Origin of the sequence: Echinicola jeungdonensis, assembly GCF_030409905.1 — a bacterium.
GTDB classification, from domain to species: Bacteria; Bacteroidota; Bacteroidia; order Cytophagales; family Cyclobacteriaceae; genus Echinicola; species Echinicola jeungdonensis.
The window spans coordinates 1-12,055 of sequence record NZ_JAUFQT010000006.1 but is presented as its reverse complement, the minus strand read 5'-3'; the positions used below and the strand labels follow the sequence as shown (position 1 = coordinate 12,055).

18 protein-coding genes and 8 pseudogenes are annotated in these 12,055 nt (G+C 41.2%); 17 read left to right on the top strand and 9 right to left on the bottom strand.

The genetic code is table 11. The annotated features are described in order from the left end of the window. Window positions 1-15: 15 nt before the first annotated feature. The 9 genes and pseudogenes from QWY93_RS20070 to QWY93_RS18475 all read right to left on the bottom strand — a co-directional run bounded on the left by QWY93_RS20070 (window position 16) and on the right by QWY93_RS18475 (window position 3,656). On the bottom strand, window positions 16-549 hold the full coding sequence (locus QWY93_RS20070) for a methionine adenosyltransferase domain-containing protein (protein ID WP_435380201.1): 534 nt from the start codon (window positions 547-549) through the stop codon (window positions 16-18). A 57-nt stretch (window positions 550-606) separates the two neighbouring features. Next, window positions 607-822: a hypothetical protein gene (locus QWY93_RS20065; protein WP_435380200.1), complete on the bottom strand. Its 216-nt coding sequence runs from the start codon at window positions 820-822 to the stop codon at window positions 607-609. Next, window positions 719-1,078, bottom strand: a complete 360-nt coding sequence (locus tag QWY93_RS20060) for an S-adenosylmethionine synthetase N-terminal domain-containing protein (protein WP_435380199.1) — start codon at window positions 1,076-1,078, stop codon at window positions 719-721. Before QWY93_RS20060 ends, QWY93_RS20065 begins: the two co-directional genes overlap by 104 nt. 34 nt (window positions 1,079-1,112) lie before the next feature. After that, window positions 1,113-1,226 carry an S-adenosylmethionine synthetase N-terminal domain-containing protein gene (locus QWY93_RS20055; RefSeq protein WP_435380198.1) on the bottom strand — a complete coding sequence of 38 codons (114 nt, stop codon included), beginning with the start codon at window positions 1,224-1,226 and terminating at the stop codon, window positions 1,113-1,115. Between the two features lie 128 nt (window positions 1,227-1,354). Continuing rightward, window positions 1,355-2,036 (bottom strand): annotated as a pseudogene (locus QWY93_RS20050) (SAM-dependent methyltransferase). 289 nt (window positions 2,037-2,325) lie between these two features. Then, a complete protein-coding gene (locus tag QWY93_RS18490) occupies window positions 2,326-2,454 on the bottom strand; it encodes a hypothetical protein (RefSeq protein ID WP_290249874.1) in 129 nt (42 codons plus the stop codon). Window positions 2,455-2,498: 44 nt separating this feature from the next. After that, window positions 2,499-2,723: an alpha/beta fold hydrolase gene (locus tag QWY93_RS18485; protein WP_290249879.1), complete on the bottom strand. Its 225-nt coding sequence runs from the start codon at window positions 2,721-2,723 to the stop codon at window positions 2,499-2,501. Then, the gene (locus tag QWY93_RS18480; RefSeq protein WP_290249873.1) at window positions 2,645-2,842 is read right to left on the bottom strand and encodes a hypothetical protein; all 198 of its coding nucleotides are present in this window, start codon (window positions 2,840-2,842) and stop codon (window positions 2,645-2,647) included. The genes QWY93_RS18485 and QWY93_RS18480 overlap by 79 nt, the downstream gene beginning before the upstream one ends. A gap of 95 nt (window positions 2,843-2,937) precedes the next feature. Continuing rightward, window positions 2,938-3,656, bottom strand: a pseudogene (locus tag QWY93_RS18475) (pyridoxine 5'-phosphate synthase). Window positions 3,657-3,717: 61 nt separating this feature from the next. On the opposite strand from QWY93_RS18475, the pseudogene QWY93_RS18470 reads away from it, so the two are divergent. From QWY93_RS18470 to QWY93_RS20040, 17 genes and pseudogenes are all read left to right on the top strand, one after another. Next, window positions 3,718-4,161 (top strand): annotated as a pseudogene (locus QWY93_RS18470) (GatB/YqeY domain-containing protein). Window positions 4,162-4,171: 10 nt separating this feature from the next. Further along, window positions 4,172-4,616 (top strand): annotated as a pseudogene (locus QWY93_RS18465) (CvpA family protein). Between the two features lie 87 nt (window positions 4,617-4,703). Then, window positions 4,704-4,910 (top strand): glutamine amidotransferase-related protein, encoded by a 207-nt coding sequence (locus QWY93_RS18460; RefSeq protein WP_290249872.1) that lies wholly within the window; start codon window positions 4,704-4,706, stop codon window positions 4,908-4,910. 10 nt (window positions 4,911-4,920) lie between these two features. Further along, the gene (locus QWY93_RS18455; RefSeq protein ID WP_290249871.1) at window positions 4,921-5,019 is read left to right on the top strand and encodes a glutamine amidotransferase-related protein; all 99 of its coding nucleotides are present in this window, start codon (window positions 4,921-4,923) and stop codon (window positions 5,017-5,019) included. A 565-nt stretch (window positions 5,020-5,584) separates the two neighbouring features. After that, window positions 5,585-6,248, top strand: a pseudogene (locus QWY93_RS20045) (CBS domain-containing protein). Window positions 6,249-6,262: 14 nt separating this feature from the next. Next, window positions 6,263-7,138 (top strand): annotated as a pseudogene (locus QWY93_RS18440) (NAD kinase). A 467-nt stretch (window positions 7,139-7,605) separates the two neighbouring features. Further along, window positions 7,606-7,827 (top strand): hypothetical protein, encoded by a 222-nt coding sequence (locus QWY93_RS18435; RefSeq protein ID WP_290249868.1) that lies wholly within the window; start codon window positions 7,606-7,608, stop codon window positions 7,825-7,827. Window positions 7,828-8,088: 261 nt separating this feature from the next. Next, window positions 8,089-8,834, top strand: a pseudogene (gene uppS / locus QWY93_RS18430) (undecaprenyl pyrophosphate synthase). 168 nt (window positions 8,835-9,002) lie between these two features. Continuing rightward, window positions 9,003-9,197 carry a hypothetical protein gene (locus QWY93_RS18425; RefSeq protein ID WP_290249867.1) on the top strand — a complete coding sequence of 65 codons (195 nt, stop codon included), beginning with the start codon at window positions 9,003-9,005 and terminating at the stop codon, window positions 9,195-9,197. Continuing rightward, window positions 9,190-9,339: a hypothetical protein gene (locus QWY93_RS18420; protein ID WP_290249866.1), complete on the top strand. Its 150-nt coding sequence runs from the start codon at window positions 9,190-9,192 to the stop codon at window positions 9,337-9,339. The genes QWY93_RS18425 and QWY93_RS18420 overlap by 8 nt, the downstream gene beginning before the upstream one ends. Window positions 9,340-9,417: 78 nt before the next feature. Beyond that, window positions 9,418-9,630 (top strand): hypothetical protein, encoded by a 213-nt coding sequence (locus tag QWY93_RS18415; RefSeq protein ID WP_290249865.1) that lies wholly within the window; start codon window positions 9,418-9,420, stop codon window positions 9,628-9,630. Window positions 9,631-9,638: 8 nt separating this feature from the next. Beyond that, window positions 9,639-9,866, top strand: a complete 228-nt coding sequence (locus QWY93_RS19835) for a POTRA domain-containing protein (protein ID WP_353959690.1) — start codon at window positions 9,639-9,641, stop codon at window positions 9,864-9,866. A gap of 281 nt (window positions 9,867-10,147) precedes the next feature. Further along, entirely contained in the window at window positions 10,148-10,408 is a 261-nt protein-coding gene (locus QWY93_RS18405) for a POTRA domain-containing protein (RefSeq protein ID WP_290249864.1), read from the top strand. Between the two features lie 172 nt (window positions 10,409-10,580). Next, window positions 10,581-10,793 carry a hypothetical protein gene (locus tag QWY93_RS18400; RefSeq protein ID WP_290249863.1) on the top strand — a complete coding sequence of 71 codons (213 nt, stop codon included), beginning with the start codon at window positions 10,581-10,583 and terminating at the stop codon, window positions 10,791-10,793. After that, on the top strand, window positions 10,790-11,086 hold the full coding sequence (locus QWY93_RS18395; RefSeq protein ID WP_290249862.1) for a BamA/TamA family outer membrane protein: 297 nt from the start codon (window positions 10,790-10,792) through the stop codon (window positions 11,084-11,086). Before QWY93_RS18400 ends, QWY93_RS18395 begins: the two co-directional genes overlap by 4 nt. Before the next feature lie 174 nt (window positions 11,087-11,260). After that, window positions 11,261-11,620 (top strand): hypothetical protein, encoded by a 360-nt coding sequence (locus QWY93_RS18390; RefSeq protein ID WP_290249861.1) that lies wholly within the window; start codon window positions 11,261-11,263, stop codon window positions 11,618-11,620. Beyond that, a pseudogene (locus QWY93_RS20040) lies at window positions 11,520-12,042 on the top strand (OmpH/Skp family outer membrane protein). Before QWY93_RS18390 ends, QWY93_RS20040 begins: the two are co-directional and overlap by 101 nt. Window positions 12,043-12,055: the final 13 nt, after the last annotated feature.

Here is a 12,055-nt window from a genome sequence, read left to right as displayed (position 1 = left end):
TTGATTTGATCTACATTAATCCAGCTTTTCCCAGGGGAACAATTCCACATCCAAAGTAACGGATGTGCCATCCTGTGAAACGAAGGATTTGGTAACCACTTCATTTTTTCTTCCCATATGCCCATAGGCAGCGGTTTCTTCATATATGGGGTTTCTCAATTTAAGCCTTTGCTCAATGGCATAGGGCCGCATGTCAAATATCTTGGAAATTTTTCTGGCAATTTCACCATCTGAAAGTGCAACTTTTGGCCGTTCCGTGGGTATTGACGTACAATCCCATGGGCTCAGCCACCCCGATGGCATAGGATACTTGCACCAATACTTCATCGGCAATCCCTGCAGCAACCATGTTTTTGGCAATATAGTCTGTGGCGTAAGCGGCAGATCGGTCCACTTTTGATGGATCCTTTCGGAAAATGCTCCCCCGCCGTGGGCACCTTTACCTCCATAAGTGTCTACGATGATCTTCCTTCCTGTAAGTCCAGTGTCCCCATGAGGCCCTCCAATTACAAATTTTCCCGGTAGGGTTAATATGATATTTGATTTCATCGGTAAACAAAGCCTGAATCCTGGAAGTAACTGGGCTTTTACCCTGGAATCAGAATGTCAAGAATATCCTGTTTGATCTTTCAACATGACTTCTTCTTCCCCCAAAATCATCATGTTGGGTGGAAATGACGATGGCATCGATCCTTTGAGGAACATTATCATCACTGTATTAGATGGTAACCTGGGCTTTGGCATCCGGCCGCAGATAGGTGATGTCCTTATTTTCCTTCTCAATGAGGCCAATTCTTTCAAAAGCCTGTGAGAAAGGTCCAAAGCCAAAGGCATAAAGTTGGCGGATTCTCTGGTGGCATACCCAAAACATCATGCCTTGGTCGCCGGACCCTGCTCTCAGGGCGGTCCTGTCCACCCCTTGATTGATGTCTGGAGATTGCTCATGTATGGCCGACAAAACTCCGCAGGATTTACCGTCAAACATGTAGTCACCTTTGGTGTATCCGATTCTGTTGATGACATCCCGGGCGATTTTTTGAACATCTAAATAAGTGTCAGACTTTACTTCCCCTGCCAATACAACCTGCCTGTAGTTACAAGGGTTTCACAGGCTACTTTGGATTTGGGATCAAAAGCCAGAAAATATCTATTAATGCATCTGATATCTGATCGGATTTTATCGGGTGTCCTTCAGAAACAGACTCTGAGGTGAACAAATATGACATATATGGTAGTGTTTTCCTTTTTTTTAATGGCGTGTAAAATTACAGTTTAAGGAGGAAATAAAAAATTTTGGGTTCAGATTAAAATTTTGGGTAATGGCATTGGATAATTACGGGATTGGTTACCCATTTCAGGCACTGGCGTAAAGCACAAATACAGTAGGGATTTTGTGCAAGTCGATTTTGGCTTTTTTCCATTGAGCCATCGTTTTGGTTTGGATGAGTTCATCCGGACCGGTAATGTTTTGGCTATGCATAATTTGGTGTTGGGATGGAGGGTCTTTTTCAGGTCATCCAATAGTTGGTCGTTCCTAAATGGGGTTTCCATGAAAATCTGAGTTTTCTGAAATCGGGCAGATTCACTTTCTAATTGGCGGATAGCTTCAGCTCTGGCCTTTTTGTCAATGGGCAAATTAGCCGTGAAAAGCAAAAGATTGCCCATTGAAGCCTGAACCCATCAGGGCCAAAAACATGGAGGATGGTCCTGAGAGGGGGACACTGGATTCCTTTTGATGGGCAAATGCCACTGCCAATGAGCCGGGGTCGGCTATTCCCGGACAACCTGCTTCTGAATGATTCAATATCCTGTCCCTCCAGCGCCGGTTGCATCAAAGTAGGAATTTGGGTTGGTTTTGTTTTTGTCAAAATCTCCAAATGAAGATCCTCAATGGTTAATCCCAGTTTCAAACTGGAAATATATCTTCTTGCTGTCCTAGATTTTCTGCCAGAAAAAACGGGTGTTTGAAATTACCGATTTGACCTGTGGGCTTATTACCTCATTTCGGTATTAGGGGCAAGGATATTGGGGATCAGGTAAAGCTTCCTTTTTTCATATCAAGGTAAGGCTGAATGGTCATTTTACTTCAAAAAAGCCTTTATGGTGGCTACCACAGCGGCAGGTTGTTCAGCATGAAGCCCAATGGCCGGCATTTTTAATGGATATTAGTTTATAATCAGGGAAAAATTTCTCCAGATCGGCCTTGTCTTGATCTTGTATATAATCCGAATTGGCACCACGCATAAACAGGGTTGGGTTTTCAAAAGTCTGATTTCCCGTAAGGCCTCGCCAACATTTTATTTTTTTCTGTAATAACAGGGAGGTTTACCTTCCAGGTAAATTTACTTTCTTCATTTCTTCCAGGTTTTTTAGCAAAAACTGGCGGATACCCTTTTCGGATATATATTTGGATAGGGTATCTTCTGCTTCTTTCCGGGAAGAAAGGTTTTCCAAGTCGATAGCATTTTAGCCCTTCCAGGATAGATTGGTGATGAGGATCATAATAGCGGGGGGGCAATGTCTGCAATAATGAGTTTTTTGACTTTCCCCGGGTATTTCAGGGCAAAGTTCATAGCAGTTTTTCCGCCCATGGAATGTCCCATAAGATTTACCGCTTCCAGGCCTTGGGAGGTCAAAAAACCTGCTAAGTCTTCCGCCATGGCTTTATAGGTCCATTCGTCACTTTTTGGGCTTTCCCCATGGTTCCTTTGGTTACCAAATATATGGTGAAATCATTTCTAACTCCTTGGCTATACTCATCCAATTGTCTGCTGAACCAAAAAAGTCCGTGAAGAATGATCAATGGTTCTCCCTGCCCTATTTTCTTATAATTTAATGTCATACTGGTTAATTCATTGTGGATTCAAAGGTATTGATCTGATAGGTTTTGCCCTTAGAAAATTGGGAATAAAATAAAATGAGTCCCAAAAGAAAAGGTTAAATATCCTCCAACTGTCTTAGGTACATTTGGATGGTGTTTTCCAGACCAAAATATAATGCATCACAGATCAGGGCATGGCCAATGGAAACTTCATCCAAATAAGGGATATGTTCTTTTAGAAACCTGAGGTTGTTGAGGTCCAAATCATGTCCGGCATTGAGACCTAAAACCCAATTCCCGTGCAATTTCTGCCACTTCCACATAGGGTTTCACAGCAGTTTGCTTGTTGGTTCGATAATTGGAAGCATAAGGTTCTGTATATAGCTCCACCCTGTCCGTACCTGTAAGCTTGGCTGGTTCAAAGTATTGGCTACTGGGTTGATAAATATGGAAGTCCGGGTGTCATATTCATGGAGTTCTGCAATAATATCTTTGAGCATTTCCTGATGTGAAATGGTATCCCAGCCTGTATTGGAGGTCAAAACTTCAGGAGGGTCAGGTACCAATGTTGCCTGGGCAGGTTTAACCAGGCGGATGATTTCCATATATCTTTTATCCGGATACCCTTCTATGTTAAATTCTGTGGTGACCGCATCTCTTTAAGTTGCATGACATCATCATAGCGGATGTGTCTTTCATCTGGCCTGGGGTGGACGGTGATTCCTTCAGCCCAAATTTCTGCATCCAAAGCAACTTGAATGACATCAGGATTGTTTCCTCCCCTTGCATTGCGAAGGGTTGCAACTTTGTTAATATTTACGCTTAATTTGGTCATTTTATTAAAATATGCTCTAATTTTGTTACAAAAATACACTAAAAACATAAACGTAAAAATAATGAGTTTAAAGCAAAGTGTAGAAGGAGAAATTAAAAAGGCCATGTTGGCTAAAAATAAGGATAGGCTGCGGGCTTTACGGTCAATTAAGTCCCTGATACTTTTGGAGGAATCAAAGGGTTCAGAAAAAGGCATGACTGAGGAAGAAGAAATCAAATTACTTTCTAAAGCTGCCAAACAGAGAAAGGATTCTTTAGAAGTTTACCTTCAGCAGAAAGACAGGACCTGGCAGAGGTGGAGCAGGATGAACTTGAATTATCAATGAATTCCTTCCAAAACAACTTTCTGAGGAGGAGCTGGAGGCAGCATTAAAGGAAATTATTGCCGAGGTGGGAGCAGAAGGGCCAAAGACATGGGGAAAGTGATGGGTGTAGCTACCAAGAAACTGGCAGGAAAAGCGGATGGAAAATTGATTTCCCAAAAGGTAAAAGGATTATTGGCATAGGTCAAAATCATTGGGTACCATAGATTGGGTCATATTGATATTATTGGCCATTGGGGCTTACAGTGGTTACAAGCAGGGGCTTTTTATTGGAGTGCTTTCTGTGGTGGCTTTTATTGTGGGGTTAGTATTGGCTTTTAAATTTATGCACTGGGGGGCAGCTATTTTGGCTGAAAGGGTGGAAAGCCTTACGTTTATGTTACCATTTGTCTCCTTTTTGATCATTTTTATTTTTGTGGTTTAGTCATCAGGCTTTTGGCCTACCTGGTCAAGAAAACATGGATTTGACCATTCTTGGAGCCTTTGATAATTTTGCCGGGGCCGTTTTGGGTATGTTGAAATGGGCATTTATGGTGAGTTTGTTATTCTGGGTGGGCCACTCTTTTGAGGTGGTTCTTCCCGAGGAAAAAATGGAGGAATCTTCCCTATATCCTATTGTTCAGCCTATAGCACGGTAGTGATTGACCTTTTGGATACTTTTACCCCGGCCATTCGTGATGCGATGGAGGGAATTCAGGATTTAATTGATATAAGTGAAGGGGGAAATGCTACTGCTGATTGATAATTTTGATTCTTTTTCCCATATCCTTGCGGATTATTTCAAGCAATGTGGCTTGAAACTTAAGGTTGTCCGAAATGATCTACCCCTTTCCGCTTTGAAAAAGGAAAATTATGCGGGATTAGTGCTGTCGCCTGGACCTGAAACCCCTCAAAGGCGGGAAATCTTTTGGAAATCCTGGATTATATCATGATAAAATTCCAGTGCTTGGAGTTTGCCTTGGCCATCAGGCAATTGGAGAATATTTTGGAGCAAAGGTCATTAAATGCGCTATGCCTGTACATGGGAAAGTTTTCCTGTAAGGCAGCTAAGACCCCATCCGGTTTTTGAAGGTATTCCCCATACTTTAATGTGACGCGTTACCATCCCTGGAATTAGGGCCTTTGCCTAATGTTTGAAAGCCTTTGTTGGAAACCTGTGAAGGGAATTTAATGGCCATGGAGCACCAATCCTCCCAATTATAGGTATTCAATTTCACCCTGAAGCTTACCTGACAGAGTTTGGAATTGACATCATTTGCAATTGGGCAAGGGTGTTTGCAACAGGAATTTTCCTGATCAACTATTATTTTTGTCTTGTTTGGATGGGGTTTGGTAAAGTAACCGGATTAAATCCATTTGTATTATCTCAAACCTACAAGGCCATTGGCAAAAAGATTGGGTCCAATTTTCGGTAATTTGAAAAATATTCAGCGATTTAATGTATATTAAATGCAAGGATCGTTGATTATTAGCTACTTAAACTATGGATTAAGTGTTGGGTCAAGAGAGGTAATGGCTAGTGTCGGACAATTAGAGCTTAATACTTGAAAACTAGGGACTGAAGATTAACGTTTTATTAAATGAGTTCAATTTAATATCTTTAAACATGCAGGCGTACGAATTATTAATAATTTAATCCCCCATTGAAGTATTCGGATAAGGTGAAGATGGCCTTGTCTGGATGGAGGAAATTCGTACCAATGTATTACGGTGGTCGAGGAAGGGAAATTTAAAGGCTTGATTACCGATGAAATGATCTACCATATCAACAACCCTGAGTTGACCATTGGTGAGGTGGAGTTGGAGGCTGACAACTGCTTTGTTTTTAAGGATAAACATATTTATGATGTTTTGAGAGTGGCATCCGAATTTCAGACTAATATGGTTGCTGTGGTGGACCGGGAAAATACTTACCATGGAGTGGTAACCCTGGAGGATGCCATTGCTGCCTTTGCTGACTCCATGGCTATTTCAGACCCAAGGAGGGGTATTGGTTTTGTCCATGTTGATGACTGAATACAGCCTTTATGAAATAGCAAGGGTGATAGAGTCTGAAAATACCAAAATCCTTAGCAGTTTTATAACCAATGATCCTTTGGATGAAAATAAAAATTAAATTGACCCTAAAAGTTGACCAAATTGATTTAAAACATATCAAAGCGACATTGGAGCGTTTTGGGTATAAAATTATTGACCATTACCAGGAAGAAATGGGAGTGAGTGGGGAGCAGGACAGATTGGATAACCTGCTTCGCTTTTTAGATATTTAAAAGCTATTTTCTCAATGAAGATTACTATACATGGAATAGGTTTTCAAAAAGAATTTGTTCCATATATTGAGCAGTTAATCGCTGCATTGCATTATCATCAGGCGGAAGTTTTTTTGACGAGGCCTTTTATAAAAACCATGAAGAAATCCGGAGCAAAAGCTACCGGATTTACCATATTAGGTAACCGGAAAGAGTTGGAATCTATGGAGTTCGTGATCTCTGTAGGCGGAGATGGTACACTCCTGGATACGGTATCCATGGTGGGAGCTTATGAAATTCCAATATTGGGCATCAATACAGGAAGGATGGGTTTTTTTTGGCCACCATTGCCAAAGAGGATGTTGGTAAGGCCATAGAAGTCTTATTTGATCAGCAGTACACCATTCAGGACAGGACCTTGATCCGGATGGAATCGGATAAGCCATTATTTAGTGGTGTCCCTATGGGTTGAATGAATTCACCATTCATAACGGGATACCTCCTCCATGATTACCGTTCACACATACATTGATGGGGAATACTTGAACAGTTATGGGCTGATGGGCTGATAGTGGCTACTCCTACAGGATCCACAGGCTATTCCCTGAGTTGTGGAGGGCCATTGATCTCCCCTATGGCGAAAAATTTTGTTATCACGCCAGTTAGTCCACATAATTTGAATGTAAGACCAATGATTGTTTCAGATGAAAGTGAAATTAGTTTTTCGATAGAGGGACGGAGCAAAAAGTTTCTGATCTCATTGGACTCAAGGTCCACCGCTGTGGACGCCTCAGCCTTGTGTGACAGTGAAACGGGAAAGGTTTTCTGCCAAACTGGTAAAATTCCACGATTACAGTTTTTTTGAGACCCTAAGGAAAAAACTGAATTGGGGATATGATATGAGGAATTAGTTTTAACATAAATTAACCCTGAGGATACTTAAGTGGGTTTTTTATTCGTTGGGTACTTTATAAATTGCAGCGTCTTGAGGAAATCAAAAATCTATTGTGTATTGTATTTGTTGGTATTGTTAGCCTGGTATTTCTAATAATGCCCGGCAGCCTACAAGCCCAACAAAATGAATATGGTCTGGGATTAGGGGTTGCACTTATTCGGGTGATATCATCCGGAGAGTAGATCCCGGGCAGATAGGTCTTCAAGGCACGTTTTTGGCAGGCGAAATTTTGACAATGTTTGGAGTATCCGTTTTGGGACTTCGGTAGCCCGTTTGAATGCAGCAGATAGTGTTCGGCCACTGGATGCCATGGCTGAGGCAAGAAATGCTTTTTTCAAGGGAACCCTCATTGAGGTCATGCCCTTATGGAATTCCATTTCCTGGATTATCTAGCCCCACATTCTAAATTCAGGTATACTCCTTATGGATTTATTGGGTTTGGGTATGCCCTGTTCTTTGGTAAGGGAGGTCATTGAGGGAAATCCCGATAATCCACAAGGAGGTGTTGAGGAAAGTTATTCCCTGGGTACCCCTGTTATTCCCTTTGGTATAGGGATCAAATACCATTTGAGGGAAAGGCTCTTTTTGGCCTTGGAAATGGGATTCCGACCAACAGTGACAGATTTTCTGGATATAAAAAGATAACGAAAATTATTATTTCACGCTTTCCTGACCCTGATTACGTTCCTGATCCTGATGACCCCTATGATGTTCCACCTCCGTATGGGGTTAATATGGCAATAAATCAGACAAAGATTGGTACTATTTTTAGGTGTTACTTTAAGCTATTCCTTCCATCAGGTGGAATGTTATAAATATTAATTAAATGACATTTGGGATAGAATATTAAAAAAGAAATACCATTTTTGTACCGCCAAAAAAAAATATGTTAGGACAATAACAGGAATGAAGGAAGCGATCGACAAGGAAAGAATCCCCAACCACATAGCTGTAATTATGGATGGCAATGGCCGATGGGCACAAAGTAAAGGTGCTCAAAGGGTATTCGGCCACCGGAATGCTATTACAGCAGTAAGGGAAACCATAGAAGGTGCTAAAAACTCTTGCGTCAAATACCTTACCCTTTATACCTTTTCTACAGAAAAACTGGTCCCGTCCTAAGTTGGAGGTGAATGCTATCATGGAACTGCTGGTAAAGACCCTTACGACCAAGTCCCTGCCATGATTAAGGACAATATCAAGCTAGTAACTATTGGGGAGTTTTCCAGTTTGCCCAAAAGAGGGCAAGCCAAATTAAGGAGGCCATGGAAAAAAACCGCCTCAAATGATGTTTAACCCTGATCCTAGCCTTAAGCTATAGTGGAAGATGGGAAATAAAAGAAAAAGAAGCAGTAAAAAGCATGTTCAAAAAGTAGCTGACAAAAAAATTGACCGGAAGAAGTGACGGAAGAATTGATTTCTTCCCATTTACATACCCAGGATTATCCTGACCCTGAATTATTGATCAGGACAAGCGGGGAATTGAGAATCAGTAATTTCCTGCTTTGGCAATTGGCCTATACAGAGTTGTATTTCACAGATGTGTTGTGGCCTGACTTTAGAAAAGAGCACCTGTTGGAAGCGGTAAAAGATTTCAAAAAAGAGAAAGACGCTTCGGAAAAACGGGGTCGGGAGCGCAGTTAAAATCATAAGATTAATGAGAAGAAGCTTAATTGTAGCCTGCTTACTCCTTTTTGCCGGAATAGCCGAAGCCCAGATCAGATTGGGCCAAAGCAGGGTATTCCGTTCAAAAACCAGTAGATATTGTTGATTTAAATTATGCCAATCCAAAAAAGTTCACCATAGCTGAGATTAAGGCTGTGGGGCTTTCTACCTTGGATGAAACGGCCATCATTTCCCTTTCTGGCCTGAAAGTGGGCGATGAAATCAATGTTCCCGGCGATGAAATTTCCAATGCATTGAAAGAAGCTTGGTCCCAGGGAATTATTGGGGACGTCAAGGTGATGGTTACCAAGATCGAAGGTGACGATATATTTGCTTTTAGACTTGACTGAAAGGCCAGGTTTAGCCGAGTGGAATACAGGGGTAACCCAAACCCAGGAAAGTGAGCTTAGAGATAAGGTCAATATTCGGGGTAGGGTGGTTCGTGATGACCTGCTTAATACTGCCAAAAGAAATATCAGGGAGTTTTTGTAGACAAAGGGTTTCTAAATGCAGATGTAAGAGTATTGCAAGAAAGGATACCACTTTCCAAACAGTGTTAAGCTAAGGTTGATGTGGACAAAAAAGTCCAAGATCAAAATTAATGAAATCAAGATAGCTGGAAATGAAAATTTTGCTGATGCCAAGGTCAAGAAAAAAATGAAAAAGACCAATGAACATGCCGTGTTCATATTTCAGGGATTTATTTACCGCTTGTTTGAGGCAGATGCTGAAGATGTTTCCAAAGCCATTTCTCAAACAAATCCAGTTACTGATCGGAGGTAAAAACCTATATCCATAAAAACTTTAAACTCAATTTCTTCAATTCTTCCAAATTCAATAAAAAAGAATTCAGAAAGGATAAGGAAAAAGTAATCAACTTTTACCAAAACAAAGGTTACCGGGATGCAGAAATCCTCCGGGACTCTGTGTACACCTTTGATCCCCAAAGGGTAAATATGATATATAGAGCTAGAGGAGGGGAAACAGTATTATTACCGCGATATTACCTTTACCGGTAATTACATCCATTCTAATGAGGAACTCCATAATAGGCTGGGATTGATAAAGGGGATATTTATAATAAGGAACTGTTGGATAAACGGATCAATATGATCCCACAGAGGGGATGATATCAGCTCCCTTTACCAAGATGATGGTTACCTCTTTTTTACCATTGAACCTGTAGAGGTCAATGTGGAAAAAGATTCCATGATATTGAAATGAGATTTTTGAAGGTCCTCAGGTTACTGTAAATAGTGTTTCTATTGAGGGTAATGAGAGGACATCCGACCATGTGGTCATGAGGGAAATCAGGATTTTGCCTGGGCAGAAATTTGACAGGTCTTTACTGGTTAGAACCATACGGGAATTGTCGCAGGTGGGCTATTTTAACCCTGAAACCATAGAACCTAATTTGCAGCCCAATTTTGAGGATGCCACTGTGGACATCACATTCCAACTGGAAGAAAGACCAATGACCAAATCGAGTTATCAGGTGGTTGGGGAGGTTTCTATGGATTTGTGGGAACTGTTGGATTGGTATTTAATAACTTTTCCATAAAAAATATCAGTGATTCTCCAAATGGAGACCTCTGCCCGTCGGAGATGGCCAAAAGCTTTCCCTTAGGGTACAGGCCAAATGGAAAAAGCTTCCAGAATTACAGCTTCTCCTTCACGAACCTTGGTTTGGAGGAAGGAAACCCAATGCACTTTCCTTTAGCTTTAACCATTCCGTGCAAAGGCAATTGGATCTATACGACCGCTCCAACTTTGGAAATGAACTTGGTTTCTTCAAAATTACCGGGCTGACCTTGGTTTGGCAAGCGGGTGACCTGCCTGATGATTACTTTAATATCAGTAATTCCATCCAATTCCAGATATATGAGTTTGATGAGTTTGGAAGAAGCTTTGGGTTGAGCTATGCTACGGGAAATCCAACAGTTTGACCCTGAATACTACTGTCTCCAGAAGTAATGTGGATAGCCCCATTTATCCAAGACGGGGATCCAATATTTCCCTTAGTGCTAGCTTCACACCGCCATATTCAGCATTTAATAATAATATAAGCAGGGAATCCCCGGATGAGGAGAAATACAAATGGCTTGAATACCATAAATGGATGTTTGATGCCAAGTTCTACTCTCCTATGTTTGGTTCAAGCAAATTTGTAGTCAGTGCCCGGACCCATATGGGGATTCCTGGGGTCTTATGGCAACAAAATAGGAATTATCCCACTTGAACGATTTGTAATGGGGGGTGATGGTATGACCTTCAATAACTTCTCCCTTGGCCAGAGAAATTGTAGGCTTGAGGGGTTATGAAAACCAGGTCTTGACTCCCGGAAGAGAAACAAAGAGGACAGGCAGGTGCAGATCCTTTTGGAGGGATTGTTTACAACAAACATGTAATGGAAATGAGGTTCCTGGTTTCTCCCAACCCATCGGCAACCATCTTTTTACTTGGCTTTGCTGAAGCAGGGAACAACTGGGGGAAATATGCAGAATTTAACCCTTATGATTTGAAAAAATCTGCAGGTTTTGGGGCAAGGATTTTTATGCCTGCCTTTGGCTATTGGGTATCGATTGGGGATATGGGTTTGATCCAGCACCAGGTAGTGACCAGCCAAGTGGAGGAATGTTCCACTTTACCATCGGACAACAGTTTAGATAAACATGGAAAAGTGTTTAAAATTATTACTTTTGCTGCTGTTGCTATTTCTGGTGTTATGGCCCAAGAAGATAGGGTTTGTAGACTCGGAATATGTGCTAAATAAACATCCTGAGTATAAAAAAATTCAGGAGGATTTAAAGGCATTGGGTAATGCCTGGAAAAAAGAGGCACAGAATTTGGAGCAGGAGATAAAAAGAAATGTACAATTCCCTAAAAGCAGAAGAAGTTTTGTTGACAGAGGAAATGTACAATGAAAGATTGGAGGCCATTAAAGAAAAGGAAAAGGAAGCAACGGCCTTTAACACCCGGGTTTTTGGCATAAAAGGCCAATATTATCAAAAACAGGCCCGAATTGTTGCAGCCCCTTCAATCTGAAATATTGATGCTATCGACAAGGTGGCAAAAAGACAGGGAATAGCAATTATGTTTGACAAGGCGGCAGATTTATCTATGATTTATACCGACCCGGTCCATGATTACTCAGACTTTGTCTTGGAAGAATTAGGATTAGAAGAAAATAAATAAATTTAATTAAACA